The 26,604-nt window shown below is 65.8% G+C and carries 25 protein-coding genes; 18 read left to right on the top strand and 7 right to left on the bottom strand.

Going from position 1 to position 26,604, the window contains the following annotated elements:
- From WFP44_RS00815 to WFP44_RS00795, 5 genes are all read left to right on the top strand, one after another.
- Positions 1-1,350 (top strand): DUF58 domain-containing protein, encoded by a 1,350-nt coding sequence (locus WFP44_RS00815; RefSeq protein WP_336924436.1) that lies wholly within the window; start codon positions 1-3, stop codon positions 1,348-1,350.
- The gene (locus tag WFP44_RS00810) at positions 1,350-2,411 is read left to right on the top strand and encodes a stage II sporulation protein M (protein WP_336924435.1); all 1,062 of its coding nucleotides are present in this window, start codon (positions 1,350-1,352) and stop codon (positions 2,409-2,411) included. The genes WFP44_RS00815 and WFP44_RS00810 overlap by 1 nt, the downstream gene beginning before the upstream one ends.
- Positions 2,408-3,319, top strand: a complete 912-nt coding sequence (locus WFP44_RS00805; protein WP_336924434.1) for an RDD family protein — start codon at positions 2,408-2,410, stop codon at positions 3,317-3,319. Before WFP44_RS00810 ends, WFP44_RS00805 begins: the two co-directional genes overlap by 4 nt.
- The gene (locus WFP44_RS00800) at positions 3,316-3,834 is read left to right on the top strand and encodes a GNAT family N-acetyltransferase (RefSeq protein WP_336924433.1); all 519 of its coding nucleotides are present in this window, start codon (positions 3,316-3,318) and stop codon (positions 3,832-3,834) included. Before WFP44_RS00805 ends, WFP44_RS00800 begins: the two co-directional genes overlap by 4 nt.
- An 80-nt stretch (positions 3,835-3,914) precedes the next feature.
- Positions 3,915-5,249, top strand: coding sequence for a sensor domain-containing phosphodiesterase (locus WFP44_RS00795; RefSeq protein ID WP_336924432.1), 1,335 nt, complete (start codon positions 3,915-3,917; stop codon positions 5,247-5,249).
- On the opposite strand, the gene WFP44_RS00790 is transcribed toward WFP44_RS00795, so the two are convergent.
- On the bottom strand, positions 5,246-7,012 hold the full coding sequence (locus tag WFP44_RS00790; RefSeq protein ID WP_336924431.1) for a monovalent cation:proton antiporter-2 (CPA2) family protein: 1,767 nt from the start codon (positions 7,010-7,012) through the stop codon (positions 5,246-5,248). The two genes, WFP44_RS00795 and WFP44_RS00790, sit on opposite strands and share 4 nt — an antisense overlap.
- A gap of 270 nt (positions 7,013-7,282) precedes the next feature.
- Between WFP44_RS00790 and WFP44_RS00785 the strand changes: the two genes are divergently transcribed.
- Genes WFP44_RS00785 through WFP44_RS00750 form a run of 8 tightly spaced genes read left to right on the top strand, consistent with a single transcriptional unit; the run spans position 7,283 to position 15,010 of the window.
- Positions 7,283-8,752 (top strand): CHASE2 domain-containing protein, encoded by a 1,470-nt coding sequence (locus WFP44_RS00785; protein ID WP_336924430.1) that lies wholly within the window; start codon positions 7,283-7,285, stop codon positions 8,750-8,752.
- Positions 8,749-9,201 (top strand): hypothetical protein, encoded by a 453-nt coding sequence (locus tag WFP44_RS00780; RefSeq protein WP_336924429.1) that lies wholly within the window; start codon positions 8,749-8,751, stop codon positions 9,199-9,201. The genes WFP44_RS00785 and WFP44_RS00780 overlap by 4 nt, the downstream gene beginning before the upstream one ends.
- A 51-nt stretch (positions 9,202-9,252) precedes the next feature.
- Positions 9,253-10,962, top strand: coding sequence for a M48 family metalloprotease (locus WFP44_RS00775; protein ID WP_336924428.1), 1,710 nt, complete (start codon positions 9,253-9,255; stop codon positions 10,960-10,962).
- A 57-nt stretch (positions 10,963-11,019) separates the two neighbouring features.
- Positions 11,020-12,159, top strand: coding sequence for a flavodoxin-dependent (E)-4-hydroxy-3-methylbut-2-enyl-diphosphate synthase (ispG, locus tag WFP44_RS00770; RefSeq protein WP_336924427.1), 1,140 nt, complete (start codon positions 11,020-11,022; stop codon positions 12,157-12,159).
- A 10-nt stretch (positions 12,160-12,169) separates the two neighbouring features.
- Positions 12,170-12,661, top strand: a complete 492-nt coding sequence (locus WFP44_RS00765; RefSeq protein WP_336924426.1) for a GNAT family N-acetyltransferase — start codon at positions 12,170-12,172, stop codon at positions 12,659-12,661.
- 55 nt (positions 12,662-12,716) lie between these two features.
- Positions 12,717-13,244, top strand: coding sequence for a retropepsin-like aspartic protease family protein (locus WFP44_RS00760; RefSeq protein WP_336924425.1), 528 nt, complete (start codon positions 12,717-12,719; stop codon positions 13,242-13,244).
- 21 nt (positions 13,245-13,265) lie between these two features.
- The gene (locus WFP44_RS00755) at positions 13,266-14,222 is read left to right on the top strand and encodes a hypothetical protein (protein ID WP_336924424.1); all 957 of its coding nucleotides are present in this window, start codon (positions 13,266-13,268) and stop codon (positions 14,220-14,222) included.
- Positions 14,223-14,248: 26 nt separating this feature from the next.
- Complete coding sequence (locus WFP44_RS00750; protein ID WP_336924423.1) at positions 14,249-15,010, top strand: murein L,D-transpeptidase catalytic domain-containing protein; 762 nt, start codon at positions 14,249-14,251, stop codon at positions 15,008-15,010.
- Here the strand turns inward: WFP44_RS00750 and WFP44_RS00745 are convergent.
- Positions 15,003-16,304 (bottom strand): L,D-transpeptidase family protein, encoded by a 1,302-nt coding sequence (locus WFP44_RS00745; protein ID WP_336924422.1) that lies wholly within the window; start codon positions 16,302-16,304, stop codon positions 15,003-15,005. The genes WFP44_RS00750 and WFP44_RS00745 overlap by 8 nt on opposite strands.
- A 126-nt stretch (positions 16,305-16,430) precedes the next feature.
- Between WFP44_RS00745 and WFP44_RS00740 the strand changes: the two genes are divergently transcribed.
- Complete coding sequence (locus WFP44_RS00740; protein WP_336924421.1) at positions 16,431-17,351, top strand: DMT family transporter; 921 nt, start codon at positions 16,431-16,433, stop codon at positions 17,349-17,351.
- Here WFP44_RS00740 and WFP44_RS00735 read toward each other — a convergent pair.
- Positions 17,348-17,560: a hypothetical protein gene (locus WFP44_RS00735; RefSeq protein ID WP_336924420.1), complete on the bottom strand. Its 213-nt coding sequence runs from the start codon at positions 17,558-17,560 to the stop codon at positions 17,348-17,350. The genes WFP44_RS00740 and WFP44_RS00735 overlap by 4 nt on opposite strands.
- Before the next feature lie 206 nt (positions 17,561-17,766).
- On the opposite strand from WFP44_RS00735, the gene acnA reads away from it, so the two are divergent.
- Complete coding sequence (gene acnA, locus WFP44_RS00730) at positions 17,767-20,439, top strand: aconitate hydratase AcnA (RefSeq protein ID WP_336924419.1); 2,673 nt, start codon at positions 17,767-17,769, stop codon at positions 20,437-20,439.
- A gap of 116 nt (positions 20,440-20,555) precedes the next feature.
- Here acnA and WFP44_RS00725 read toward each other — a convergent pair whose 3' ends face one another.
- Positions 20,556-20,651, bottom strand: coding sequence for a hypothetical protein (locus tag WFP44_RS00725; RefSeq protein ID WP_336924418.1), 96 nt, complete (start codon positions 20,649-20,651; stop codon positions 20,556-20,558).
- Between WFP44_RS00725 and WFP44_RS00720 the strand changes: the two genes are divergently transcribed.
- Both WFP44_RS00720 and WFP44_RS00715 read left to right on the top strand, forming a co-directional pair.
- Complete coding sequence (locus tag WFP44_RS00720) at positions 20,650-21,726, top strand: hypothetical protein (protein ID WP_336924417.1); 1,077 nt, start codon at positions 20,650-20,652, stop codon at positions 21,724-21,726. The genes WFP44_RS00725 and WFP44_RS00720 overlap by 2 nt on opposite strands.
- 96 nt (positions 21,727-21,822) lie before the next feature.
- Positions 21,823-22,023 (top strand): hypothetical protein, encoded by a 201-nt coding sequence (locus WFP44_RS00715; RefSeq protein WP_336924416.1) that lies wholly within the window; start codon positions 21,823-21,825, stop codon positions 22,021-22,023.
- 88 nt (positions 22,024-22,111) lie between these two features.
- Here WFP44_RS00715 and ruvB read toward each other — a convergent pair whose 3' ends face one another.
- The 3 genes from ruvB to ruvA form a co-directional block, all read right to left on the bottom strand.
- Positions 22,112-23,167 (bottom strand): Holliday junction branch migration DNA helicase RuvB, encoded by a 1,056-nt coding sequence (gene ruvB / locus WFP44_RS00710; protein WP_336924415.1) that lies wholly within the window; start codon positions 23,165-23,167, stop codon positions 22,112-22,114.
- A gap of 75 nt (positions 23,168-23,242) precedes the next feature.
- Entirely contained in the window at positions 23,243-24,478 is a 1,236-nt protein-coding gene (locus WFP44_RS00705) for an endo-1,4-beta-xylanase (protein ID WP_336924414.1), read from the bottom strand.
- A gap of 147 nt (positions 24,479-24,625) precedes the next feature.
- Positions 24,626-25,228 (bottom strand): Holliday junction branch migration protein RuvA, encoded by a 603-nt coding sequence (gene ruvA, locus WFP44_RS00700; protein WP_336924413.1) that lies wholly within the window; start codon positions 25,226-25,228, stop codon positions 24,626-24,628.
- Between the two features lie 289 nt (positions 25,229-25,517).
- Between ruvA and aroC the strand changes: the two genes are divergently transcribed.
- Positions 25,518-26,588 carry a chorismate synthase gene (aroC, locus tag WFP44_RS00695; RefSeq protein WP_336924412.1) on the top strand — a complete coding sequence of 357 codons (1,071 nt, stop codon included), beginning with the start codon at positions 25,518-25,520 and terminating at the stop codon, positions 26,586-26,588.
- Positions 26,589-26,604: the final 16 nt, after the last annotated feature.

Genomic DNA, 26,604 nt, shown 5'->3' with positions numbered 1-26,604 from the left:
GTGACGCCGCCTTTCCGCCTTTCTGCCATTCCCATCGTGCCATCGGGCCGGCTGCTGGCGCTGCTGGTGCTGCTCGCCCCCGTGGCGCTGGTGGTGGCCGCGACCGCGCCCGCCGCGTGGATCGTCGCGCCGGCGGCAGGGCTGGCGCTGCTGGTGCTGGCCGTGGTGGACGGATGGCTGGCAGGTCGGCTAGTGGATCTGGCGCTGGATGTGCCGCGCGATGGCGAAGTGGGCCAGCCCCTGCCGCTGACGGTAAAGGCGCAGATTGCCGGACACCGCTCAACCCGCGCGCCGCAAGCTGCCCTCGGTTTTGACGCCCGGCTGGGCGATGGCGGCGCGTGCAGTTTCGCGCTGGAACCAATGGACGAAGCGGGGCGCTTTTCAGGCACGGGCACAATCACCCCCGCACGCCGCGGGCCGGGGCAGGTTCACGCGCTGTGGCTGCGCTGGCACGGGCCGCTTGGCCTTGGCACGCAGCAGGTGCGGCGGGATCTGGAACAGGGGGTGCGCATCTGGCCCGATCTTTCGCCCACCCGCTCCCCCGCGCTGCAAACCTTCCTGCGCGATGCCCAGTTCGGCCTGATCGCCCGGCGCATCAGGGGCGAAGGCACGCAGTTCGAGGCGCTGAGCGAATACGAAGCCGGGATGGACCGCCGCCGGATCGACTGGAAAGCCAGCGCCCGCCACACCGCGCTCTATGCCCGCGAAAACGAGGCCGAACGCGACAACCAGATCGTGTTCGCCTTTGACTGCGGGCAGGCCATGGTGGAGCCGCTGGACGGCCTGCCGCGCATCGACCGGGCAATTTCCGCCGCGCTCAGCGCTGCCTATGTCGCGCTCAAGGGCGGGGACCGGGTAGCCCTGTTCGGCTTTGCCGACAGGCCGAGCGTGCTGACGCCTTTTGTGACCGAAACGCGCAGTTTCTACCGCTTGCAGACGGCGGCAGCAGAGCTGGATTATGTGCCGCGCGAACCCAATTTCACGCTGGCGCTTGCCACGCTCACCGCGCGGCTCAGACGGCGGTCGCTGATCGTGCTGTTTTCCGATTTTACCGATCCCACATCGGCCGAACTGATGGTGGAAAGTGTGGAGCGGCTGGTGCGGCACCACCTCGTCATCTTCGTCACCTTGCGCGATTCCGAACTGGAAGACCTTGCTGCCACGACGCCCGCCAGCGTGGCCGATGTCGCCACCGCGATTGCCGCCGCGGGTCTGGCGCACCAGCGCGCCATCGTGCTGCAACGCCTGCGCCGGCTTGGCGTCGATGTGATCGAGGCGCCGTGGCAGCAGGTCGGCTACCGCCTGATCGACCGCTATCTGGAAGCCAAAAGGCTGGAGGCTGTGGGCTGATGGCGCTGAACCTTTTCACCCGCAAACAGGCCGCCCCGCCGCCCGCAATCGAGGCGGCGACCTTGCGTTCCGACCGGTTCCGGCTGGAGCGGCAGACCGACTGGCAAAGGCTGGATGCAATTGTCACCGCGCTGGAAAAGAACCGGCTGCGGCGCATTGCCGATGATGACCTGCTCGACCTGCCCGTGCTCTACCGCAAGGCCGCCTCCAGCCTGGCGGTGGCGCGCGAAACCTCGCTCGATGCGGCAACGCTGGCCTATCTGGAAGCGCTGGTGCGGCGGGCATGGTTTCAGGTCTATGGCCCGCGCACCGGCTTTCTGCGCTGGCTGCGCGGCTTTTTCGGCGGCGGGTGGAGCGCGGCTGTGCGCGATCTGTGGCTGGATATCTGCATTGCGCTCGCGGTGATGGTGGCCGGCACGCTGGTTGGCTGGCTGCTGGTGGCGGGCGATAGCGAATGGTATTACCGGCTGGTGCCCGATGGCATGGCGGGCGGACGCCACCCCGGTGCCAGCCCCGAAATGCTGGCGCAATCGCTGGAGGGCACCAAGGGGGCCGAGGGGCTGGCGATCTTCGCCGCCAGCCTGTTTTCCAACAATTCGGGCGTATGCATCCTCGCCTTTGCGCTGGGCTTTGCCTTTGGCATCCCCACGCTGCTGCTGCTGGTGCACAATATGGCGATGCTGGGCGCAATGCTGTGGCTGTTCCATCAGGGCGGCCTCAGTTTCGGCTTTGCCGCGTGGCTGAGCGTGCACGGCACGACCGAGCTGTTCGCCATATTGCTGTCGGGCGCGGCGGGGCTGCATATCGGGCGGTCGATGGCCTTCCCCGGCAAGCTGTCGATCCTGTCGGCGGCCTCGGCCAGCGGACGGCGCGCGGCGGTGGTGATGGCGGGCTGTGTGCTGATGCTGGTGGTGGCGGGGCTGCTGGAAGGTTACGCCCGGCAATTGGTGGAAACCTCCGAAGCGCGGCTGACCATCGGCATCGGGATGCTGGCCTTGTGGCTGGCCTATTTCCTGCTGATGCCGCGCCGACCCGCCAATGCGGGCGAGCACGCGGCATGAGCAGCGCCGCCGCCATGCAGGCCAAACGCCAATTGCGCGAAGCGCGGCGCAGCCGCGACCTGATCACGCCCGAAGGGCTGAGCCTGCCGCTGACCATTGCCGGATGGGGCGCGCGGGCAGGGGCGCTAGTGCTGGATCTGATCTTCCTGTTTCTCGGCGCGCTGGCGGTGATCCTGGCGCTGGCGGCAATCGGCTTTGGCGCGCTGGAGGCCATGTTCGAAGGCACGCCCAGCCCGGCGGTCGAACTGGTGGTGGTGCTCATCATCCTCGCCTTCTGGCTGGCCCGTTATGGCTACTTCCTCTGGTTCGAACTGGGCCCGCGCGGGGCGACGCCGGGCAAGCGGCTGATCGGCATCCGCGTGGCCGCGCGCGATGGCGGGCGGTTGACCGCAGAGGCGGTGATCGCGCGCAATCTGCTGCGCGATATCGAACTGTTCCTGCCGGTCGTGTTCCTCATCAGCCTGATCGACAGCGACGGGCCGAATGACGGGGTGATGGGCTGGGCGGCAACCGTGTGGCTGCTGGTGTTCATGCTGTTCCCGCTGTTCAACAAGGATCGCTTGCGCGCCGGCGATCTGGTGGCGGGGACATGGGTGGTGGAAGCCCCGCGCATGAAGCTGGCCTCTGCCTTGTCCGTGGTGAGCAGCGGCGCGCGCGATTACCGCTTTGGCGAGGCGGAACTGGCGGTTTACGGCGAGCATGAATTGCAGGTGCTGGAAGGCGTGCTGCGGCAAAACAACCCCGATGCCATGCGCGAGGTGATGCAGGCGATCTGCCGCAAGATCGGCTGGGATGCGGGCGCGGGGCATGAACGCGAATTTCTCGAAGCCTTTTACGCCGCCTTGCGCGCCCATCTGGAACGCGGCATGAGGTTCGGCAAACGCAAGGCCGACAAGTTTTCCGCATGATCCTGCGCCCCGCCACCCCTGCCGATGCCGTGCCGCTGGCCGATTTGGGCCGCGACAGTTTCTGCGCCGCCTTCGCGCATCTTTACCGGGCAGAGGATCTGAACGCATTCCTCGCTGCCGCCTATGACCCGGCCAAGGTGGCAGGCGAAATTGCCGATCCCGCCTATTCGCACTGCCTGGCGGTGGACGAAGGCGATGGCCGCCTGCTGGGCTTTTGCAAGATGCGCCAGCCCAGCGCCTACGCGCACCATTCCGATGCGGCGCGGCCCATGGCCTTGTGCCAGCTTTACACCGCACCCGATGCGACCGGGCGGGGGATCGGTGCGGAGCTGATGGATTGGGCGCTTAGCCATGCGCGCGAAACCGGCGCGGATGCGGTGCAATTGTCGGTCTGGGCGGAAAACCTTGGCGCGCAGCGCTTCTATGCCCGGTATGGCTTTGCCAAGATCGCCGATATCGATTTCTGGGTGGGCCAGCAGCGGGACGAGGAATTCCTTCTCGAACTGCGTCTCTGAGCTATTGCCGGGAGCGCTGGGTTAACGACGATTTAGCGAATTTGCGGCATCGCCTGCCCCACAACATCCGGGGACATTGCATGGCCGTTGCCGAAATCCAGTTGCCCGCGCCCGGTATTCCCACCGGGCCACTGGCCGACGAATTGCTGCACGACGAATCGCTGGAGCGCGTGCTGGCGGCGGTGCGCGGCCATCTGGGGGTCGAGATCGCCTTTGTCTCGCGCTATGTCGATGGCGGGCAGCGCGAACTCACCCATGTCAGCACCGATCTGCAACTGCCGATGGGCGCCGGTTTCCGCGAGCCGATCGAGAACAGCTATTGCTGGCACATCCTCGAAGGCCGCCTGCCCGAACTGATTCAGGACGCATCCGATCACCCCTTTGCCAAGACGCTGGCGATTACCGATTTCCTGCCCGTGGGCTGCCACCTCAATCTGCCGCTGCGCCTGTCCGACGGGCGGGTGTGGGGCAGTTTCTGCGCGGTGGGCCGCCAGCCCGACCGATCGCTGGGCGAACGCGATATGCACGTGCTGCGCGCCTTTGCCAGCCTGGCCGCGGAACGGATCGAATCAAGCCTGAACGACGATCTGGAGTTGCAGGAAACCCGCGCGCGAATTACCGAAATGCTCGACGGGCACGCCATCACGATCTTCCACCAGCCGATCCATGCGCTCGATACCGGAGAGCCAGTGGGCGTGGAATGTCTGGCGCGTTTCCCCAACACCACAAGGCGCGGGCCCGATACCTGGTTCGACGATGCGAACCGCGTGGGCCTGGGTGTCGAACTGGAAATGGCCGCCGTGCGCGCGGCGCTGGAAACCATCGGCCATCTGCCGCCGGGCAAATATGCCGCCGTCAATGTCTCGCCGTCCACCATCCTGTCGGGCGCGGTCGAAAAGGCGCTGGAAGGCGTGGACAGGGCCAAGCTGGTGATCGAGGTGACCGAGCAGGAGCAGGTCACCGATTTCGCCGTGCTCGGCCGGCATCTGGTGCGGCTGAAGGAGATGGTGCGCATTGCCATTGACGATGTGGGCACCGGCTATTCGGGCCTCAGGCATATTGTCGATCTGAAGCCCGATATCCTGAAGATGGACATGGCGTTGACCCGCGACATCCACCGCGACCCGGCCCGCCGCGCATTGACCGGCGCGCTGGTGCAATTGTCGCGCGATATCGGCTGCAAGGTCGTGGCCGAAGGGATCGAGACGATCGAGGAGCGCGCGGCGATGGCGGCGCTGGGGGTGGATTTCGGGCAGGGCTATTTCTTCGCCCGCCCGCTGCCCGTGGTCGCCGCACAGCAACATTTGCTGGGCATAAGCGATGGGGAGGATGAGCCCGACATCGCCCCGCACGAGGTTCGCCCCATGCCGGCCGATACCGATGCCCTTCCGCCCTTGCGCGGGATGAGCGCCTAACCGCCTTCGGGATCGGGCAGGCGGTAACGCGCTGCGCGCAAATCCCCGGTGCTGATCTGCGCGCGCAGGCGTTCGCGGTCCTGCCGGCGGTACAGGTCTTCGGCGCGGTCGATATCGCTTTCCGAAAGGCCCAGCGCATCAAGTCCCAGCAAGGCCATCCGGATCGCCGATTCGTGCACTTCGCGCAGGACATAGCGCTGCGGGGCATGGGCCAGCTTCATCACGCTGCGCCGGTCATACCCGCGCACATAGATCGCCGCCTGTGGAAAGGCCTTCTGCACGGCCTCGATGTAATCGGGCTCCACCTGATCCTTGTCGATGCAGAACAGGATCAGCTGCGCATCCGCCCCGCCCGCCTGACGCAGCAGGTCAAGGCGGGTGCCATCGCCGTAATAGACGGTGAAGCCAAACTCGGCCGCAATATCGATGCGTTCCTGATCGCGGTCGATCAGGGTAACCGAAATGCCTGCCGCTTCCAGCACCTGGGCCGTGGTCTGGCCAAAGCGTCCATACCCCACAACCAATGCGCGGGCCGACAGGTCGCGCGGCAATACGGGCTGCGGCACGCCTTCCGCACCCGGCAAGGCGGCGGTGACGGGCGCAGCGCGGAAGCGGCGCGCAAACATCATCAGGAACGGCGTGCTCGCCATCGACAGCGTGACCACCGCGCCAAACACGCTGACCGCCGTATCGGAGATCAGCAGGGCTTTCTGCGCGGCGGTGTAGAGCACAAAGGCGAATTCGCCCCCCTGGCTCAAGAGCAGACCCAGCGCCAGCGCGCTGCGCCAGGCCATTTTCATCCACAGGCCCAGCGCTGTGATGATGGCGGTCTTGATGGCGATCAACAGCACCGCAAAGCCGATCACCGTGCCGGGCCGATCGGCAATGGCCCCAAGGTCGAGCATCATCCCTACGGCGAGGAAGAACAGGCCCAGCAGCAGACCGCGCAGCGGCTCCATATCCGCCTCCAACTCGTGGCGGTATGGCGTATCGGCCAGCATCACCCCCGCGATGAAGGCGCCCAGCGCCAATGACAGGCCCAGCAGTTCCATCACCAGCGCGCTGGCGATCACGGTGAACAGGGCGGCCATCACGAACAGTTCCCGTTCGCCCAGACCGCCGATCAGGCGGAACAGCGGCCGGATCAGGAAACGCCCGGCAGCGACCAGCCCGACAATCGCCACCACGGTCAGTAGCGCCAGCATGAAGCCGGTGGGGCCGGCCGCGTCGGCAGGGTTGCGGCTCATCGCGGACACGATGGTCAACAGCGGGATGATCGACAGATCCTGAAACAGCAGGATGGCAAAGGCGCGCTCGCCAAACGGGGTTTTGAGGCGGCCGGCCGATTGCAGCATGGGCAGCACCTGCGCGGTGGAGGACAGGCCAAGCGGCAGGCCGATCGCCAGCGCGGCCTCGGCGGTAAAGCCGGTCAGCGCCAGCACGGTAGCCGTCACCGCCAGCCCGCAGGCGGCAACCTGCGCCCCGCCCAGCACGAAAATCTCGTGCCGCATCCGCCACAGGCGCGCAGGGTTCAGTTCCAGCCCCACGATGAACAGCAGCATCACGATGCCCAGTTCGGCAAAGGCGACCTTTTCTTCCGCCCCGCCCACCAGGCCCAGCACCTGCGGCCCGATAATCACGCCCGCCACCAGATAGCCAAGCGTTGCGCCCAGCCCCAGGCGGCGGAACAGCAGCACGAAAGCCAGGGCAAAGCCCAGCATCAGCACCCCGTCATGCAGCAGATTGCCCGCGTGCTGTTCCATGTGTCCCCCGATTCCCGGCGCCCCGGTGCCCAGCCTATGGGATTCAACCGCACAGCGCCATCGCCAGCTTTGGCGTTAGACAACCCGATGCGATCTATGTAATTGTATTTGATGATATTTAATGCCCGATTTGCCGCGCGCAACGGGTTGACCAGAGGGTTAATTTTTCGTTTTGCGATACTTGCTGACTAGGTCATCCTTCCAATTATGGGGGCATGGGCGAATCAACAGTTTGCCGTATTGCGGCAAAGCCGGCTTGCAAGAGCGTTGGTGGCCTTCCTGCGGCAGCTGGGCGAATGGCGGCTGCGGATCGAACGAAACGCGCTGGCGATTTCCCTTCTCCTGCTGGCCGTGCTGACGCTGGCGGAAATTCTCAACAGTTTCGGGCTGGATGAAGCATCCGATACGGCCATAGCCAAGACCGCAAACACCTTCACCGGGCCGTTCTACACCGCCCGCACAGGCGATATGGGGCGGGATCGCATTGCCCTGGCGCTGCTCGACCAGGCCAGCCTCGATGCGCTGGGTGCCGACGGCCTGCCGCTGAGCTACGCTGCGCAGCTGCAACTGGCGCAGGCGATCGCGCGTTACCGCCCGAGCGCCATCTTCCTCGATTTCACCTATCAGCGCCCGCGAATTGCCGACCGGGACGAAATGGAAGCCGGCCTGTTCATGGGGATCGAGCCTGCCCCACCCGCCGAAGTCGTGGCGCTGGCCGAGGGTCTGCGCGCCATCGAACAACAGGGCATCGCGGTATATATCGGGCCGGTTGCCGATCACCTGCTGCTGCGCCCGCTGACCCAGATCCACCAGGTTGATCTGTCCCTGCCGGTCAACGGCTATTACGACTACATTTTCCAGTATTCCGGATCGGGCACGCGCCGGACCCTGTCGGGACATCGCATTTCCCCGGCGGCAGTGGAATTGTTCCGCCACCTGTGCACCACCGATCCCGCGCTTGCGGACATCGATTGCGTCGGCCGGCTGGCTGAGCTGGAGGACAAGACCTTCTACCTCAGCTGGGGGATGGGCAATACGCCGCGCCAATTGCTGCGTTATCCGCGGGATCTGCGCGCGACCTGCCCCGCTTCGGAGCGGCCGTGGAGCAATCTGGCGAATGTGCTGTGGAGCGCCGCCGTGCGCAAACAGGCCGCGCGGACTGAGGACAACATTGCCGAACGCTGTTCCTTTCACGATACGCTGCCTGTCGCCGCGATATTGAGCGGCCTTGATGCCGGAGGTTCGCTGGATAGCGCGCTGCGCGGGAAAGTGGTGATGGTGGGCGCGGATATGCCGGGCAGCGATCGCTGGCCCGCGCCCTTCTATAACGAGGTGCCCGGCATCGCGGTGCACGCCATGGCGCTGGACAATCTGGTGGGGTTTGCAGGGAAAGTGCCGCTGGTGCCCGGCACGCTGGCCGGGATTGACCTGCACGATCTGATGCAGGTTGCCGCAATGCTGACCCTGCTGCTGCTGTTTTTCATGCTCAGCAGGTCGAACCGTTTCTCGCTCACGCGCGAATTGCCGGATGGAAGCCGCGAAGTGCGCCGGGTGACGGCCGGCCTTGTCATCGTCCTGCTGGCGGGAGTGGGCCTCTCTCTGCTCGCCGTATCGCTCATCGCGCGCTGGCCACTCGCCTTCGTCTTTCTGACCACGCTTGCCCCTTCGGGCCTCGGCGCACTGGCCTTGATGATCATCGGACGCTTTTCGTGCAAATCGGTGAAGGAGACGCAGCCATGAGAATTCAGCAATTGCGCGGCCCGGCAGCGGCGTGGGCGATCGGCTTTGCATCTCTCGCCGCTTCCGCCTTGGCTCCTGCTACGGCGTTTTCCCCGACAGCGCAGGCGCAATCTGCAGATCAACCCGGCGGACAATGCACCACGCAGACCGTGGCCCGCACGGATTTCGCGCTGGATGAAATCCCGGTGTTCGAGCTGCAGCGGCGCGAAGGGCGCAACACCATTGTGCCCGCCGGAGCAATTGCGCGCAGTCGCTTGCCGGAAAGCTTTTCGGTGCGTGTCTGCGGCGGCTACGCGCAATTCGAGCTGGACGGACGCAATGTGCTGATGCGGCGCAGCAGCTTTGCGGTGACCTGCACCTGCAATGTGGGGCAGCAGCGTGAAGCCGGGGTTCCGGGGGCCGGCACTGTCCGGATGTGCCCGGCGGCCCAGTGCCCGCCCCGACGCTGATCCCCTGCCGTCCAACCGCCAAGGAGTGCGAGCCAGATGAAGCGTGCAAAAATGTCCCTTCTGACCGCGGCAGCGTGCTGCGCTGCCGTCGCCGCTTTTCCGGCGCAGGCACAACTGCCTCTGCTGGGCGGCGGCCGCCCGCAGATTCCGGAAATCCGCGTGCTCGACAGCTATGACGCAACAGTCGTGGCGCAGGGGCTGAACATTGCCCCCGTCAGTGCCGGCCTGGCACCGGTAAGCACCTCGGCTCCCGAAAGCCGGGACATGGGCATTGACGACCAGACCTATACCGAAACGCGCGAATTGCTGCAGGTCTATATCAATGCGCTGGCAGGTGTCGGCCCGCGTCCTGACGTGGTGCCGCAGCTCAAATTGCAGGTAACCCCCACGCTGGATGCCTTCACCCCGTCGAACGATCTTGTGGTGATCACCACCGGGATGCTGGCGCAGCTGTTCGAACGGCATGGCGCATCGCAGGAGGAGTTCAGCTCGGCACTCGGCTTCATTCTGGCGCATGAATATGCGCACGTCCTGTTCAACCATCCGGCGCTGTATGCGGAGCGAGAGGAAGGGATCAACATCACGGGCGCGGTGAACAGCGCGCTGGTGCTATCCTCGCAGATGCAAGGATTGACCCGCCAGATATCGCCCGATCTGGCGCGCGCCAATCTGCAGGCGACCAGCACATTGGGGGCGGCCAGCGGCCTGTCGCCGCTGATCCAGACCGAATTGTTTCGCTTTGCCGTGGCCCCCTATCGGCGCGAACAGGAATCGCTGGCGGACTTCATGGCGGCCGACCTGATGCGTCGGCATGGGGAACAGTTTCCGGAAACGGCTGCCTGGCTCAATCCCGATTCCGGCGCGGGCTGGATGGGTCTTACCCGAACCTATGACAATTCGGTGCGCGGCCAGCTTCGCGCGGGCCTCGATCACCTCAATTCCGAAATGCAGGCCGCGAACCGCGCGATTGCCGACCAGACGCGCACACTGGCAAGCACCGGCAATCTGTCAGGCTTCATGCGCGGCGTGCAAGGTTCGCTTTTGCAGGGGCTGGGCCGCTGGGTGCTGGGCATTTTCCAGCGGCGCGTCAATCGCGAAGAGGTGCACGCCTATTTCAGCGCCGACCGCCGCATGACGGGCGTGTCCCAGTATATGCAGCGCCATTACCAGCCGCTGCCCGAACTTGTGAGCGATGAACTGGCAGCCGGACTTGCCGGCCCCGATGCGCTGCCGAGCGTGGCGGATCTCAGCGCTGCCTATGCCCGCGAAAGCGCACCTGACCGCGCCGCGCAGGAAGCAACGCTGGCGCTTGCGCGCGGAGACGTGCCCGCCGCGCGCGCGGCGCTGGCCGAAGTCGATCCCGCCCGCGTTGCCTTGACGCGCTTTCACCTGGTCGACGGGCTGGCATGGCTGCGCGCTGGCGATCTGCCAGCCGCCACCGAATCCTTTCGCCGGGCCGTGGCGGCACCCGATGCAGGCCCTCTCGCCAGCCGCGAATTGTTCAAGGTGCTGGTGATGCAAGGCGATCACGAGGGCGCCGCACACGCGCTGGACGCAGCCGAGGCACGGCATGGCGTCCGCGAATTCGCAGTGGAGCGCGTCCAGTTGCTGGTGGCGCGCGAGGCGATTGCCGAGGCGCAGGTGCAGGCGGCGGGCTGTGCTGCCTATGGCCGCGAAACGCTAGAGCGATGCCTTGCTGCCATTCCAGCGGTGGAGGAGGAGAACAGCAGGGGCGGAGGGCTGCTGCGCTCAATTCTTTAGCAGCACGGCCACTCGGCCCGATTGCCCCCGCGCGCGGCTGTGCCTATATCACCGCTCATGTCATCCTCCATCAGACCATGGCGTGATATTGCGCGCCGCCAGTCCCGCCAGATCATGGTCGGCAAAGTCCCCGTGGGCGGCGATGCGCCGATCACCGTGCAGACGATGACGAACACGCCGACAGAGGATATCGCGGCGACCATCGACCAGATCCGCAGATGCGAGGATGCGGGCGCGGACATCATCCGCGTATCCTGCCCGACCGAGGAATCGACCCGCCATTTCGACCAGATCACGCGTGCGGCGAAAATCCCGGTCGTGGCGGACATCCATTTCCATTACAAGCGCGCGCTGGAAGCCGCCGACAAGGGCGCGGCCTGCCTGCGCATCAACCCCGGCAATATCGGCAGCAGCGAACGCGTGGCCGAAGTCGTGCGCGCGGCCAAGGCCAATGGCTGCGCCATCCGCATCGGGGTGAATGCGGGCAGCCTTGAGAAGGATCTGCTCGAAAAATACGGCGAACCCTGCCCCGAAGCGTTGGTGGAAAGCGCGCTCGACCATATCAAGCTGTTGCAGGATCACGATTTTCACGAATTCAAGGTGGCGGTGAAGGCCAGCGACGTGTTCCTGGCGGTCGCGGCCTATATGGGCCTTGCCGAAGCGGTGGATTGCCCGCTGCATCTGGGCATTACCGAAGCCGGCGGCCTGATCGGCGGCACGGTGAAAAGCTCGATCGGCATCGGCAATCTGCTGTGGGCAGGCATTGGCGATACGATCCGTGTCAGCCTGTCCGCCGAACCCGAACAGGAAGTGCGCGTCGGCTTTGAAATCCTCAAAAGCCTGGGCCTGCGCACCCGCGGCGTGCGCGTCGTCTCCTGCCCGTCCTGCGCGCGGCAGGGCTTTGACGTGATCCGCACGGTGCAGACGCTGGAAGAACGCTTGCAGCACATCAAGACCCCGCTCAGCCTTTCGGTGCTGGGCTGCGTGGTCAACGGCCCTGGCGAAGCGCGCGAAACCGATATCGGCATTACCGGCGGCGGCGCGGGCAAGCACATGGTCTATCTTTCGGGCGTTACCGATCACCATGTGCAGGACGCCGACATGGTCGAACACATCGTGCGCCTTGTCGAAGCCAAGGCGGCCGAGATCGAGGCGAATATGACCGACGCGGGCAAGGCAACCGAAGCGGCGGAATAGGCGCTTCCGAATGGCATTGACGATCCGCCCCGCCACGGTGGCCGATATGCCGCTGATCGCCGCGCTGATACGCGAACTGGCCGATTACGAAAAGCTGGCGCACGAAGTGCGCTTCGACGAGGCGACGCTGGCCGCCAAGCTGTTTGGCCCCAATGGTGGGCATGGCCCCTATGCCGAGGTGCTGATTGGCGAAGTGGATGGCGAGCCGCAGGGTTTCGCGCTGTTCTTCCACAATTTCAGCACCTTTGAAGGCAAGCCGGGGATCTACCTCGAAGACCTCTATGTGCGGCCCGCCGCCCGCGGCGCGGGTCTGGGCAAGGCGCTGCTGCGCCATCTGGCCGCGCTGGCGCTGGAACGCGACTGCGCGCGGCTGGAATGGTGGGTGCTCGACTGGAACACGCCCGCTATCGGCTTTTACGAGACGCTGGGCGCAAAACCGATGGACGAATGGACCGTGATGCGGGTGGATGGCGACGCGCTGGCCGCGCTGGCCAAGGGCTGAACAGACAAGGCTGGCGCTTTACGCGCCGGTAACCCGCATTGCCCTATGCCGAGGCATGGATTTGCGCCTGTCCCTGCTTGCCATCATGGTCGTTGGCGTGGCCGTTGGGCTGATGCTTCCGCCGCAGCCGGACGATGTGGCGGCGGACATGAGCGCGACCACGCCGCAGCCCCTTCCTTCCCTCGCCGCATCGCGGGGGGCAACTTCGCTTTCGTCCGATGGCGCGGTGCTCGCCCGCGCGGCGGACGGGCATTTCTACGCCGATGTGCGCGTGGACGGGCAGGATGTGCGGATGCTGGTCGATACCGGCGCCAGCGTTGTGGCGCTGACGGGCGCGGATGCCGAAGCCATGGGGCTTGTCTGGAACGAGGACGATGTCCGCATTGTCGCGCGCGGGGCCAGCGGGCCGGTGGCCGGGGTGCCGGTGGTGATCGGACAGATCGCGCTGGGCAATCACGAGGCAGCCGATGTGCCCGCCGTCATCATCCCGCGCGGCCTCGATATCTCACTGCTCGGCCAGTCCTTTCTGGGCACGTTCCGCGAAGTGCGCGTGGCCGACGGGCAGATGGTGCTGGGTGGTTGAAATGACACAGGAATTCCCGAAATGAACATGGCCCCCATCATCTCTGGCCTGATCCCCCCCAACCTGTTGCCCCACCGCTGGCGCGCAAAGCAGCAGGCAGGCCGCCATAACGAGGCGGTGATCGGCGTGCTCGACACGCCCCCCATCGTGCCCCGGCGCGATGGGCTGGTCATCTTTTCGATGATCGGCACCGCGGTGCTGCTGCCTTATCTGGTCGCGGTGAAAAGCCTGTGGGGCCAGCTCCGGCGCGGGCGCGTGGTCATTCTGGACGATGGCACGCTGACCGCGGCAGACCGCACCATCCTGGCGCAGCATTGCGGCGATCCGGAAATCCTCGCCATTGCCGATGTGCGAACCCACCCCTTCCCCACGGGCGGGACATGGGAGAGGTTGCTGACCATCCTCGACCGGCGCGTTTCGGAATATTGGATCCAGCTCGACAGCGACACGGTGACGGTGGGGCCGGTGCCCGAAGTGGTGGACGCGATTTCGCGCAACCGCAGTTTCTGCCTGCTGGGCGGCGGGGATGCGGAAATCGGCGCGCTGCCACTGGGCGATTTTGCCCGCGCGCTCTATCCCGATGGCCCGCAGGACGGCCATGTGCAGACGCGCGTGGAATCGCGCCTCGCCACGCTCGCCAATCCGCAGGGCTGGCGATACTTGCGCGGCTGTTCGGGCTTTACCGGCTTTTCCGCAGGCGGGCCGGGGCGCGATCTGGCCGCCGCCTTCCTGGCGGAGATGGAAAAGCTGCTGGGCCGGGACGATACCTTCATCTGGGGGACGGAGCAGATTGCCTCCAACTTCCATCTTGCCAACGAACCGGGCGTGGTGCCGCTGCCCTATGCCCGCTACCTCAATTACTGGAACGAGGCCTGGCCGGCTGATGCAGGCTTTGTCCATTTCGTCGGCACGCACCGGCACGATAACGGCGCCTACCGGGCCGCCAGCCTCGCCGCGATTGCGGCGATGAAGCGGTAGCTGCAAATCGCGTTCAGCTGGCCTATATGGGAAAGGTGAACCGCAGGACTTTCCTTGGACGGCTTTCCATCGGGGCGGCAGCGCTGGCGGCACCCTTGCGCGTAGCCGCCCAGCCCGCGCCCGATGCGCGCACCCGCCGCATCCTCGCCATTGCGCGCGAGGAGGTGGAGCGGGCCGGCGCGGCGCTGTGGCGGCGCGATGTCGCCGCGATTGCCGATTTCGGCGTGCATTCCTCTGCCCCGCGCTTTCATATCGCCAATCTGGAAGCGGGCACGGTGCGCAGCCTGCTGGTCGCGCATGGCAGCGGGTCCGACCCGGAACATGATGGCTGGCTCAACGATTTTTCCAACCTGCACGACAGCTGGGCCACCAGCCGGGGCGCCTATGTATCGTGGGAATGGTATCAGGGCCGCTTTGGCACCTCGATGCGGCTCGAAGGTTTGGAGCCAAGCAACGATCAGGCCTATCCCCGCGCCATCGTGATGCACGCGGCCGATTACGCCACCCCCGCCCATGTGGCGCGCTGGGGGCGGCTGGGCCGATCAAACGGCTGCTTTGCCGTGGGGCCGGAGGAGTTGCAGAGTGCGCTCTACCAGCTTTCCGGCGGGCGGCTGCTGTTTGCCGACAGGCTGGGGATCGGGCCCGATGGCGCAGATGTCGCCATGCCGCCGCAAGCTGCGGTCGATTTCGAAACCGCGATTGCCCAGCGCCGGGCGGCAATGGCCGAGGAGGATGCCGAATTCGGCCGCGATTCAGCGGAAAGCGTCAACGCCGAGGTGCCTAGATAGCGCGCACCCGCCGCTGCGCCAGCGCCGCCAGCACCGCCCCGTCGCGGTTGTAGAGGTCGCGGTATTCGGTCAATTGCCCATCATCCGCCACGCGCAGGGTGAAATAGCCGAGATAGACCGGAATCGGCTTGGCCAGCGGCACGCGCGTCAATTGTCCGCTGGCGGATATGCGCATCGCCTCATGCGCGGTGGTGCCTTCGCCCAGCAGGATCAGCGTCACCGCCAGTTCCAGCGCGTCCTGCACCCGCACGCAGCCGTGGCTCAGCGCGCGCACTTCCTGCCCGAACAGGTTGCGGCTGGGCGTATCGTGCAGGAAGATCGCGTGCGGATTGGGCATATCCAGCTTCATCAGGCCCAGCGCGTTGCGCGGCCCCGGTGCCTGCACCACGCTGACCCCGCCGCCGGGCAGACGTGTGGCGGTATAGCCCATGCTGCGCGCCCATGCCGGGTTGTTGAGCACCCGGTTGCCCAAACCTTCGCCCACCACGATCGATTGCGGCACGGTCCAGTTGGGGTTGAATATCACCCCTTCCACCATTTCGGCCATCATCGGCGTGGCGCTGCGGCCGGGACGGCCCACAATCACGCGGTAGCTGCGCATCATTTCGCCGTTCACATTCAGCCGCAGCATGAATTCGGGCACATTGACCAGCAGGTGAAGGCCGCCCAGATCGCGCGGCAGCCAGCGCCAGCGATCCAGATTGGCGCGGATGCGGTTCAGCCGTGCCGTATCTTCCGCCGGAGTGATCGACAAATGCGCACGCAGCGCCGCGTAATCGGGATGGCTGGGCAGCAGCGATGCCAGTGTCCCGCGAATATCGCCGGTGGCGAGCGCGCGCTCCATCAGCGCATCGGTGGGCAGCAAGGCAGCGTCGGGATCCTCCATCAGATAGGAGGTGCGCGCGGACAAGGGCGTGCGCCCGTCGCGGTAATCCGCCACCAGCCAGCCGAAAATGGTGGCTGCCACCCGGTCAAGTTCCGGGCCTTCGCCTGCGGCCATGGCGGCTTCGAGCAGATCGGGCCGGTATTCCGCCGGGTCCAGCCCCTCCATCGCCACATCATCAATCGCGCGGCGCAGCGCCTGCGCGCGGGCAAGGGGCCAGGACATATCGCCCGCCACGCGCGGCGGAACCGTGCGGCGGATCGTCCCCGGCTCCCACTGGGCGGCCATGACCTGTACGCCGTCGCGTTCCAGCACCGGCTCGAACGCCAGCCGCTGCGCCGCAACCGGCAGCGACACAAGAGCCCCCAGAAGGGCCAGGAGCGCGCCAAGAGAACGAAGGGGATCAAGCATGGCCCCAAGTCTGGCCTTGCCGCCTGCATTTGGCAAGGCGCAGGGCTTTCACTGCAATCGCCATGGCCTTTGCAGCGCGGCCATTCTACAGGCGCGTCCATGTCACCTGCCGCCCCGCGTGCTACCATGCTGCTGCCCTTCCTCGCCACGCTGCTGGCGATTGCGCTGCTGACGCTGATGGACGGTTTCATGAAATCGGCCTCGCTCGCGATCGGCGCCTATTCCACCCTGCTGGTGCGCGGGGGCATGGGCTTTGCGCTGGCGGGCAGCGCGTGGACATTGCAGCGCGCCTTGCGCTGGCCATCCGGCCCCACGCTGAAGCTGCATATCACGCGCGGCTTGGTGGGGGCGTTTACCGCGCTCACCTTCTTTTCCGCGCTGGTGCATCTGCCGCTGGCCGAGGCGATTGCGCTGTCCTTCATCAGCCCGCTGATCGCGCTGGCATTGGCGGCGCTGGTGCTGAAGGAAAAGGTCGGCAACAAGGCGATCACGGCAGCCGTTCTGGGCATGGCGGGCGTGGTGGTGATCGTGGGCGGGCGGATCACCGCGGCCAATCTCAGCAAGGATGCCGCCACCGGTATCGCACTGGTGCTGGTATCAGCGGTGCTTTACGCCTGGAACCTGATCCTGCAACGCCAGCAGGCGCAGGTCGCCGCGCCGCTGGAAATCGCCACCTTTCAAAGCGCGCTGCTGACGCTGGTGCTGCTGCCGGCCGCGCCGATGTTCCTGACATGGCCGCAAAGCTCCGCCACCTGGAGCTGGATCGCAGCCGCCGCCCTGCTCAGCACGGCTGGCCTGCTGTTGCTGGCATGGGCCTATGCCCGCGCGGAAGCGCAGGTGCTGGTGCCGGTGGAATATTCCGGCTTTGCCTGGGCAGCGCTGTTCGGATGGCTGCTGTTTGCCGAGGAGGTGCGGCTGACGACGCTGGCCGGCGCGGTGCTGATCGTGGCGGGATGCTGGATTGCCGCCCCGCGCCGCCACAGCGGACAGGTGGGCGCATCTGCGGACGCGTCGGCCCTGGGCGCGGAATTGGAACCGAAGCCCTAGCTTTCCTCTGCCCTCGCCTCGGCGGCCTCGTCCTCCTCTGTCAGTTCCTCGACCACATCACCGCTTTGCGCAGCCTCTTCGTCCGCCGCGCCGAAGTTCTGCCACGCCAGCCCCAGCGCGGCCCCCAGAAACGCCGCCAGCACCAGCGCCAACGCCATGCGCCACACGCCGAATATGGGGCGCGTTTCCTCTGACCGACCGATAATCATGGCTGCCCCAGCAAACCCTGTCCCACCAACGCCAAACTTGCCTTCCGGCCCTCGCAAAAACCCGCCTTGTGATGCGCGCAGCCGCCCCCACCCCTTGACCTTGGGCGACCAAAAGCGCAGTCGCGCGGCATGGGTGCCACCTCTGTAGCAAGGCGGCCCAAACAGCAACAGCCCATCGGCGGCATCGGCAAAGGACACGGCATTCTATGACCCAGGTCGGATCGGACACGCTTTCCACCCGCAGCACCCTGCAAGTAGGCGGGAAAACATACGCTTACTATTCGCTGGCAAAGGCCGCGGAAACAATCGGCGATGTCAGCCGCCTGCCGTTCAGCATGAAGGTGCTACTGGAAAACCTGCTGCGATTCGAAGATGGCGGCTTTACCGTGGGCCGGGGCCATATTCAGGCGATTGCCGACTGGCAGAAGAACCCCGTCACGGGGGAGGAAATCCAGTACCGCCCCGCGCGCGTGCTGTTGCAGGATTTCACCGGCGTGCCCTGCGTGGTGGATCTTGCCGCCATGCGCGATGCCATTGCCAGGCTGGGCGGCGATACCGCCAAGATCAATCCGCTGGTTCCGGTCAACCTCGTCATCGACCACTCGGTCATGGTGGACGAATTCGGCCATCCCAAGGCGTTCGAAAACAACATGGCGCTGGAATATGAGCGCAATGCCGAGCGTTACGACTTCCTGAAATGGGGCGCGAAGAGCCTGCAGAACTTCTACGCCGTGCCGCCGGGCACCGGCATCTGCCATCAGGTGAACCTGGAAAACATCGCCAAGGGCATCTGGTCGAGCGAAGATCAGAACGGTGAACTGGTCGCTTACCCGGACACCTGCGTCGGCACCGACAGCCACACCACCATGATCAACGGCCTGGGCGTTCTGGGCTGGGGCGTGGGCGGGATCGAGGCCGAGGCCGCGATGCTGGGCCAGCCGGTGTCGATGCTGATCCCCGAAGTCGTCGGCTTCAAGCTGACCGGTGCGCTGGGCGAAGGCGTGACCGCCACCGATCTGGTGCTGACCTGCGTGCAGATGCTGCGCCAGCACAAGGTGGTGGGCAAGTTCGTGGAATTCTTCGGCCCCGGCGTGTCCGCGCTGTCGCTGGCCGACCGTGCCACCATCGCCAACATGGCCCCCGAATATGGCGCCACCTGCGGCTTTTTCGGCATTGATGACAAGACGCTGGATTACCTGCGCCTGACGGGCCGCCCGGAAGAAACCATCGCGCTGGTCGAAGCCTATGCCAAGGCGCAAGGGATGTGGTTCACGCCGGAGAATGAGCCGGTCTTTTCCTCCATGCTGCATCTCGACATGGGCAGCGTGGTGCCCAGCCTTGCCGGGCCCAAGCGCCCGCAGGACAAGGTCGCGCTGCCGGAGGTCGACGATCTGTTCAATTCCGACCTGTCCACCGCCTATGGCAAATCCGCCCCGACGCGCGTGGCGGTGGACGGCAAGGATCACGACATTGGCGATGGCGATGTGGTGATCGCCGCGATTACCAGCTGCACCAACACCTCCAACCCCGATGTGCTGATCGCCGCGGGTCTTGTCGCCAAGAAGGCGAACGAGCGGGGCCTCAAGCCCAAGCCCTGGGTGAAAACGTCGCTGGCCCCCGGATCGCAGGTGGTCACCGATTATCTCATCAAGGCGGGCCTCCAGCAGCATTTGGACGCCATCGGCTTTGATCTGGTCGGCTATGGCTGCACCACCTGCATCGGCAATTCCGGCCCGCTGGCCGAACCGATCAGCAAGGCGATCAACGGCAACGATATCGTCGCGGCATCGGTATTGTCAGGCAACCGCAATTTCGAAGGTCGCGTCTCGCCCGATGTGCGGGCCAATTTCCTTGCCAGCCCGCCGCTGGTGGTCGCCTATGCGCTGAAGGGCACGGTGACCGAGGACATCACCACCACGCCGATCGGGCAGGATCAGGATGGCAAGGACGTGATGTTGGCCGATCTGTGGCCCACCACGCAGGAAATCGCCGATCTGCGCGCCTCCAGCATTGACCGCGCCATGTTCGAGAGCCGCTATGCCGATGTCTACAAGGGCGATGCGCACTGGCAGGCGATCAAGGTGGATGCCAGCGACACCTATGCCTGGAAGCCGGGCAGCACCTATATCGCCAACCCGCCCTATTTCGAAGGCATGGGCATGACGCCCGCGCCCGTGACCGACATTGTCGAGGCCAAGCCGCTGGCGATCCTGGGCGACAGCGTCACCACCGATCACATCAGCCCGGCCGGCAGCATCAAGGCGGACAGTCCGGCGGGCCGTTACCTGCTGGGCCATCAGGTGGCGAAGGAGGACTTCAATTCCTATGGCAGCCGCCGCGGCAATCACGAGGTGATGATGCGCGGCACCTTCGCCAATATCCGCATCAAGAACGAAATGGTGCCCGGCGTGGAAGGCGGCGTGACCTCCTACAAGGGCGAGACCATGGCGATCTACGATGCGGCCATGAAGCACAAGGAGGACGGCACGCCGCTGGTCGTGATCGGCGGCAAGGAATACGGCACCGGCTCCAGCCGCGACTGGGCGGCCAAGGGCACGGCCCTGCTGGGCGTGCGCGCGGTGATCGTGGAAAGCTTTGAGCGTATCCACCGTTCGAACCTGATCGGCATGGGCGTGCTGCCGCTGCAATTTGCCGACGGGGAAAGCCGCGAGACGCTGGGTCTGAAGGGCGACGATGCCTTCACCATTCGCGGCCTTGCCGGCATCAAGCCGCAGCAGGATGTGGTGGTCGATGTGACCCGTGCCGATGGGGCCACCTTCAGCTTCACCGCCAGGTGCCGCATCGATACCGCGAACGAGCTGGAATATTACCTCAACGGCGGCATCCTGCATTACGTGCTGCGCAAGCTGGCGGCATAAGGCTGACGCGAAGGGGGGCGGCCTTCGGGTCGCCCGTCCATTACCAACTCCGCCTGCGAAAAAGGGCGGCTCCTGTGCGGGGCCGCCCTTTTTGATGTCGCTGATGCGCGAGGCGATCAGGCCGCTTCGCGCGTGCCGCCTTCCCCGGTTTCGCCCTTCCGGCGGCGACGCAGGAACACGGCTGCCGCGCCCGCCCCAAACAGCAGCATCATGCCCGGCTCCGGCACCTGCGTGCCCGAAGTCGTGCCCGATGTGCCCGACGTGCTGCTGCTGGTCGAGGAAGATGAACTGCTGCTCGACGAGGACGAGGACGAGCTGCTGCTGCTCGACGAGGAACTGCCGGTAGAGGACGACCCGGTCGAACTGGTGATATTGCCCGAACTGGACGAGGAGCCGCTGCTCGACGAGGAGGAGGAGCTTGAGCTGGAGGACGACCCGCTGCTGCTGCCCGATCCGCCCGACGAGGAGGACGAGGAGCCGCTGGACCCCGAAGACCCGCTGCTGCCCGACGATCCCCCGCTTGTCCCGTCACCGCCACCCGAAGAGGACGAGGACGAGGAGGACGAGCTGGAGCTGGAGGAGCTCGACGAGCTGGAGGACGAGGACGAACTGGTGACGTTCCCGCTGGAACTCGACACATTCCCGCTCGAACTGGAGACATTGCCCGACGAGCTGGAGACATTGCCGCTGGAGCTGGAGACATTCCCGCTCGACGAGGACACTGCGCCGGTGGAGCTGGTGACATTGCCCGAAGTGGTGGATGTGGTGCTGGTGATCGCGCCCGTGCTGGTCGATACACCGCCCGTGCTGGTCGATACGCCGCCTGTCGTGGTCGACGTCGATACACCGCCCGTGCTGGTGGACACGCCGCCGGTCGTGGTGCTGGTCGACGATCCGCCGCTGCCGCCCGAAGAGGTGGAGGTGGACGAGCCGGTGCTCGAATTGTCGATGATGATGGTGATGTCACCGCTCGAACCGGTCGTGCCCGACGATCCGCTTGTCGAGGTCGAGGTGGTGGTTGACAGGTTGACGCTGGCCCCGCCGCCGCTGCCGCCGAAGAAGCCGCCAAAGAATCCGCCGCCAAAGCCGCCGCCCCAGCCGCCCGAACCGCCGATGATGATCGGCTGGCCGCCGCCGCCGCTGACCCGTCCGCCTTCCTGTGGCAGGGGCAATGGCGGCAAGGGCAGCAGCGCCAGTTCCGGTTCCGGCTCGACTTCCACCACCCGGCGGATGCGGCGCGTCTCGCGCTGCGGCACGGTGCGCGCGGCCGGGCGATCCTTGACATAGGTGAGGCCGGTCGAACTGCTGCGCGCATCCGACTTGTAGCTGACGGTCGCTGCCTGCGGCTCTGCCACATGGACCGCGCCGCCCGCCGCCAGCGCCGTGCCCGCCGCCGCCGCCGACAATTTCGCAAGGGCCATTCTTACCGACATGCCAGTCTCTCTTTGCGTTTCCCTGCAACCGCACCCGCCGCAGATGCAGCCAGATGGGTCTTCCAAGATTGCCAAAGAGACCGTTCTGCCTGCTATCGGCAATGGCAAAGCGACCGTTAACCACGCGCAAGAGCGGGTTTTTGCAGCCTAACCGGTGGCTTCGCGGCGCTTTGTCCCACAATGGAACCGAAAGCGCCCCATTCGCCAACAGGCGTTAACGCCGGTGCTGCCCTGCCAGCCTATTTGCCGGGATCAAACAGCTTGCCTTGCTGGGGGAACGGCGAATCGGGCGGCGGGGCAGCAGGCGGATTCAGGCCCAGATGCTCCCAGCCGCGCGCATTCAGGCAGCGCCCGCGCGCAGTGCGGGCAATCAGGCCCAGCTGGATGAGGTAAGGCTCGATCACCTCCTCCACCGTGTCGCGCGGTTCGGACAGGCCCGCGGCGAGCGTTTCCACCCCCACCGGCCCCCCGCGATAGATATCCGCGATCATGGAGAGGTAGCGCCGATCCATGGCATCAAGGCCCAATTGGTCGATTTCCAGCCGGGTCAGCGCTGCATCGGCAAGATCGGCGGTGATTTCGCTTTGCCCCGCCACATTGGCAAAATCGCGCACACGGCGCAGCAGCCGCCCCGCCACGCGCGGCGTGCCGCGGCTGCGGCGGGCAACCTCGCGCGCGCCCGCGGGATGCATGGCCATTCCCAGCAGGCTCGCGCCGCGCGCCACCACCTGCACCAGTTCATCCTCGGTATAGAATTGCAGCCGCACGGGGATGCCGAAGCGGTCGCGCAAGGGCGTGGTGAGAAGCCCCTGCCGCGTGGTCGCACCCACCAGCGTAAACGGCGGCAAGTCGATGCGCACGCTGCGCGCCGATGGCCCCTCGCCAATGATGAGGTCGAGCGCGCGGTCCTCCATCGCAGGGTAAAGCACCTCCTCCACCACCGGGTTGAGGCGGTGAATCTCGTCGATGAACAGCACATCGTGCGGTTCCAGATTGGTCAGCAGCGCGGCCAGATCGCCCGCCTTGGCGATCACCGGGCCGCTGGTGGCGCGGAAACCCACGCCCAGTTCGCGCGCCACGATTTGCGCCAGCGTGGTCTTGCCAAGGCCGGGCGGGCCGAAGAACAGCACATGGTCCAGCGCCTCGCCCCGCCCGCGCGCCGCATCAATAAAGACGCGCAGATTGTCGCGCGCGGCGGCCTGTCCCACAAATTCGCCCAGCGATCTGGGGCGCAGGGCCGCATCCGGATCATCCGGCTGGCGCGCAGGGCTAATCAGGCTGTCAGGCTGTTCCACGTGGGCCAACCTATGCGAGGGGCCGCGCGCCAGCAAGCCCGCCCGGCACCGCGTCCGCAGCTATGCCCCGTTACCTCAGATGCGCGTCGATGCCGGGCGCACCGGCGCGGCGTTGATCGCATCCAGCACCGCCTGGCGCATGGGCTTGGCGACAAAATTGTTGTCATAGGGGCAGGGGCGCAGGATCGTGCCATCCGGGCGCGGGCTTTCGAACTGTTGGAGCCAGCTGTAACGGTCCGACATTCCCCAGAACAGGATCTCGTTGCATTCGGGATAGGACAGCAGCAGGTCGAGCCAGCCCTTGGCCAGCACCGCCCCATCGGCATCGCGCTGCGCGATGGTGCCTGCGCGGCGCTGGTCGTTGATGTCCATTTCGGTGATCTTGATCTTGTATCCCAGCGCCACGATGTCATCCAGCCAGGCCTTCATCGCGGGTCGCTGGAAATCGACAATGCTCTGCGCGGTGCCGCTGGAATAGAAGCCGATATGCGACTGGATACCCAGAGTATCCACCGGCACATTGCGATCCTTGAATCCCCGCAACAATTGCAGCACGCCATTGCGGTGCGTTGGCGTGCCCCAATCCATGTAATCATTATAGACCAGTTCCGCATTGGGCAGTTCGGCCCGCGCCGTGCGGAAGGCAAGGTCAAGCAGGCTGGCATCGCCGCCCACTGCCTGCGAGAGGCCATGATTGGTGCGGATATTGCCCGTGGCCGGATCGATCGCCTCGTTCACCACATCCCAGCTGGTGATGCGGTTGCCGTAATGGCGGCAGACAGTCTCGATATGCTCGCGCACCAGCCGCTCGGCCTCGGCCCGCGGATTGGCGCCGTAATTGAAATCGCGCAGCCAGACGGGGAATCGCTCGGCCACATACCACAACAGCGTATGCCCGCGCATCGCCATGCCCTTGGATTCGGCATAGGCCAGCATGGCATCAGCGCGGGTGAAATTGTAGGTGGTGGAGGAGGGGCGGATGGCTTCCCATTTCAGCTCGTTTTCGGGCACCAGCACGTTGCAATCGGCTTCCAGCAGGCGGGCGTAATTGGGATTGGCGAAGGAGCCGGCATCCGCGCCGGGATTGGACCAGGCAAAGGTGCTGCCAAAACGCAATCCCTTCGCCACCGCCGCCGTGGCGAGCGAAACCGCAGGCGTGGGCGTGGGCGTGGGAGTTGGCGTGGGCGCCGGGGTCGGTGCAGGCGTGGGTGCGGGCGACGGAGTCGGCGTTCCGGAGCTTCCGCCGCACCCGGCCACAAGCATCCCCAGCCCCATGGCCATCACGCCGCGGCGATCCATACCCGTCATCATCCTGCTCCTTCCTCACGCGATCGGGTTGGCCCGATTCGATTTTCCATGATAGCGCTACCAATTGTTTCGGCAAGCGGACTAAAGGCCTAATTGTGCACAGATTTCAGCGGATTTCGGCCTAGGCCGTGCGGCGCGATGTTACGCCTATCACCCCGCCGCCTTTCGCAGCGCCACGCGGATCAGATCACCTTCGCCCGCATCCTCGCCCAGTTCGGACAGCGCGGCGGCAACCGCGCTCGCCGCGACACCCGGCTTGAAGCCGAGATTCTGGAGCGCGGAAACGGCATCGGCGCTGGCCGATCCCCTGGGCGCGGCGGCCACTCCTGCCACGGCTCCGCCACCCGGAAGCGCGCCCGCTTTATCCTTCAGCTCGTTCACGATGCGCCCTGCCAGCTTCGGCCCCACACCTTGCGCGCGGGCCACCATCGCCGCATCGCCCGCGGCGCAGGCATCGCGGATTTCGCCCGGCGACAGCGCGGACAGGATCGCCAGCGCGACCTTGCTGCCCACCCCCTGCACCGTGGTGAGCAGGCGGAACCAGTCCCGCTCCCCCGCGCTGGCAAAGCCCAGCAGGCGCATATCGTTCTCGCTCACCTGCAATTCGGTGAAGATCTGGCACGGTTTGCCCACCGGCCCCAGCGCGTCGAGCGTGCGCGCCGAGCAATGCACCAGATAGCCCACGCCGCCCACATCGATCACCGCCCAATCCGGCCCCGCTTCGTCCAGCACGCCTTTCAGTCTTGCGATCATGCCCCCAGTGCTGCCTGAAACCGCGCCGATTTGCCAGAGGGGCGCCCGCATTGTGCCACCCTTTTCGACCTTTCGGTGCAAAGCTGACGAAGTTGACATCGTAACGGTTGCCGATTGCCGCGTTTTATCATTTCTTTCCCAATACTTCCCTTCATCTTGCGAAGTTGACACCTGCATCGTTCGCTTCGTTTCGCAAAGGCCCACTGCCCGCCATCGCCCTGCATCTTCTCGCGCAGTGTAGGAAAGCGCCCGCTCGACACGCCGCGCGGTTTGGGTAATGGGGATGCCCATGAGCATGAACACTTTTGGCCGCGTCTTGCGCTTCACCACCTGGGGGGAAAGCCACGGGCCCGCGCTGGGCGCGGTGGTGGACGGGTGCCCGCCCGGTCTGAAGCTGAGCGAGAGCGACATCCAGCCCTTCCTCGACGCGCGCCGCCCCGGCACCAGCAAGTTCACCACACAGCGGAGCGAACCCGATCAGGTGAAAATCCTGTCCGGCGTGTTTGAAGGCCGCACCACCGGCACGCCGATCAGCCTGATGATCGAGAACACCGACCAGCGCAGCAAGGATTACGGCGAAATCGCGCAGAGCTATCGCCCCGGCCATGCCGATTACGCCTATGACGCGAAATACGGGCACCGCGATTACCGCGGCGGCGGGCGGTCATCGGCGCGCGAAACCGCGGCGCGTGTCGCAGCGGGAGCGGTGGCGCGGCTGGTCATCCCCGAAGTGCGGGTGCGCGCATGGGTCGAACAGATCGGCCCCCATGCCATCGATTATGCCCGCTTTGACGAAAGCCTGATTGGCACCAACCCCTTTTTCTGCCCCGATCCCGTCGCGGCAGAGGAATGGGCGCGCATCGTGGACGCGGCGCGGCTTGCCGGCTCCTCCATCGGCGCGGTGGTGACGGTTGAGGCAACCGGCGTGCCCGCCGGATGGGGTGCGCCGATCTATGCCAAGCTGGACGCCGATCTGGCGGCGGCGATGATGGGGATCAACGCGGTCAAGGGCGTCGAAATCGGCGATGGCTTTGCCGCCGCCACCCTCAGCGGCGAGGCCAATGCCGATCCGATGCGACCCGGCGCCGATGGCAAGCCTGAGTTTCTGGCCAACCATGCGGGCGGCATTGCCGGGGGCATTTCCACCGGCCAGCCGGTGCGCTGCCGTGTGGCGTTCAAGCCCACCAGCTCGATCCTGACCCCGGTGCCCAGCATCAACAGCGCGGGCGACGCGGTGGATGTGCGCACCAAGGGGCGGCATGACCCCTGCGTGGGCATTCGCGGCGTGCCCGTGGTGGAAGCGATGATGGCGCTGGTGCTGGCCGACCACAAGCTGCTTCACCGCGCGCAATGCGGGTGATCGGGCAGGTGATGGT

The sequence above is a fragment of the Alteraurantiacibacter palmitatis genome (assembly GCF_037154115.1).
GTDB classification, from domain to species: Bacteria; Pseudomonadota; Alphaproteobacteria; order Sphingomonadales; family Sphingomonadaceae; genus Alteraurantiacibacter; species Alteraurantiacibacter palmitatis.
The sequence above is the reverse complement of the archived record's forward strand: the minus strand, read 5'-3'. Positions and strand labels throughout refer to the sequence as shown.

What these genes read in the sequence shown, in the direction of transcription:
- WFP44_RS00775 (WP_336924428.1), top strand. Translation starts at nt 9,253, where the DNA reads ATGTCCCTTCTGACCGCGGCAGCGTGCTGCGCTGCCGTCGCCGCTTTT.
- ruvA (WP_336924413.1), bottom strand. Translation starts at nt 25,228, where the DNA reads ATGATCGCAAGACTGAAAGGCGTGCTGGACGAAGCGGGGCCGGATTGG.
- aroC (WP_336924412.1), top strand. Translation starts at nt 25,518, where the DNA reads ATGAGCATGAACACTTTTGGCCGCGTCTTGCGCTTCACCACCTGGGGG.
- WFP44_RS00750 (WP_336924423.1), top strand. Translation starts at nt 14,249, where the DNA reads ATGGGAAAGGTGAACCGCAGGACTTTCCTTGGACGGCTTTCCATCGGG.
- WFP44_RS00740 (WP_336924421.1), top strand. Translation starts at nt 16,431, where the DNA reads ATGCTGCTGCCCTTCCTCGCCACGCTGCTGGCGATTGCGCTGCTGACG.
- acnA (WP_336924419.1), top strand. Translation starts at nt 17,767, where the DNA reads ATGACCCAGGTCGGATCGGACACGCTTTCCACCCGCAGCACCCTGCAA.
- ispG (WP_336924427.1), top strand. Translation starts at nt 11,020, where the DNA reads ATGTCATCCTCCATCAGACCATGGCGTGATATTGCGCGCCGCCAGTCC.
- WFP44_RS00805 (WP_336924434.1), top strand. Translation starts at nt 2,408, where the DNA reads ATGAGCAGCGCCGCCGCCATGCAGGCCAAACGCCAATTGCGCGAAGCG.
- WFP44_RS00755 (WP_336924424.1), top strand. Translation starts at nt 13,266, where the DNA reads ATGAACATGGCCCCCATCATCTCTGGCCTGATCCCCCCCAACCTGTTG.
- WFP44_RS00810 (WP_336924435.1), top strand. Translation starts at nt 1,350, where the DNA reads ATGGCGCTGAACCTTTTCACCCGCAAACAGGCCGCCCCGCCGCCCGCA.
- WFP44_RS00800 (WP_336924433.1), top strand. Translation starts at nt 3,316, where the DNA reads ATGATCCTGCGCCCCGCCACCCCTGCCGATGCCGTGCCGCTGGCCGAT.
- WFP44_RS00765 (WP_336924426.1), top strand. Translation starts at nt 12,170, where the DNA reads ATGGCATTGACGATCCGCCCCGCCACGGTGGCCGATATGCCGCTGATC.
- WFP44_RS00790 (WP_336924431.1), bottom strand. Translation starts at nt 7,012, where the DNA reads ATGGAACAGCACGCGGGCAATCTGCTGCATGACGGGGTGCTGATGCTG.
- WFP44_RS00705 (WP_336924414.1), bottom strand. Translation starts at nt 24,478, where the DNA reads ATGATGACGGGTATGGATCGCCGCGGCGTGATGGCCATGGGGCTGGGG.
- WFP44_RS00760 (WP_336924425.1), top strand. Translation starts at nt 12,717, where the DNA reads ATGGATTTGCGCCTGTCCCTGCTTGCCATCATGGTCGTTGGCGTGGCC.
- WFP44_RS00735 (WP_336924420.1), bottom strand. Translation starts at nt 17,560, where the DNA reads ATGATTATCGGTCGGTCAGAGGAAACGCGCCCCATATTCGGCGTGTGG.
- WFP44_RS00725 (WP_336924418.1), bottom strand. Translation starts at nt 20,651, where the DNA reads ATGATGCTGCTGTTTGGGGCGGGCGCGGCAGCCGTGTTCCTGCGTCGC.
- WFP44_RS00795 (WP_336924432.1), top strand. Translation starts at nt 3,915, where the DNA reads ATGGCCGTTGCCGAAATCCAGTTGCCCGCGCCCGGTATTCCCACCGGG.
- WFP44_RS00720 (WP_336924417.1), top strand. Translation starts at nt 20,650, where the DNA reads ATGCCCGGCTCCGGCACCTGCGTGCCCGAAGTCGTGCCCGATGTGCCC.
- WFP44_RS00780 (WP_336924429.1), top strand. Translation starts at nt 8,749, where the DNA reads ATGAGAATTCAGCAATTGCGCGGCCCGGCAGCGGCGTGGGCGATCGGC.
- WFP44_RS00745 (WP_336924422.1), bottom strand. Translation starts at nt 16,304, where the DNA reads ATGCTTGATCCCCTTCGTTCTCTTGGCGCGCTCCTGGCCCTTCTGGGG.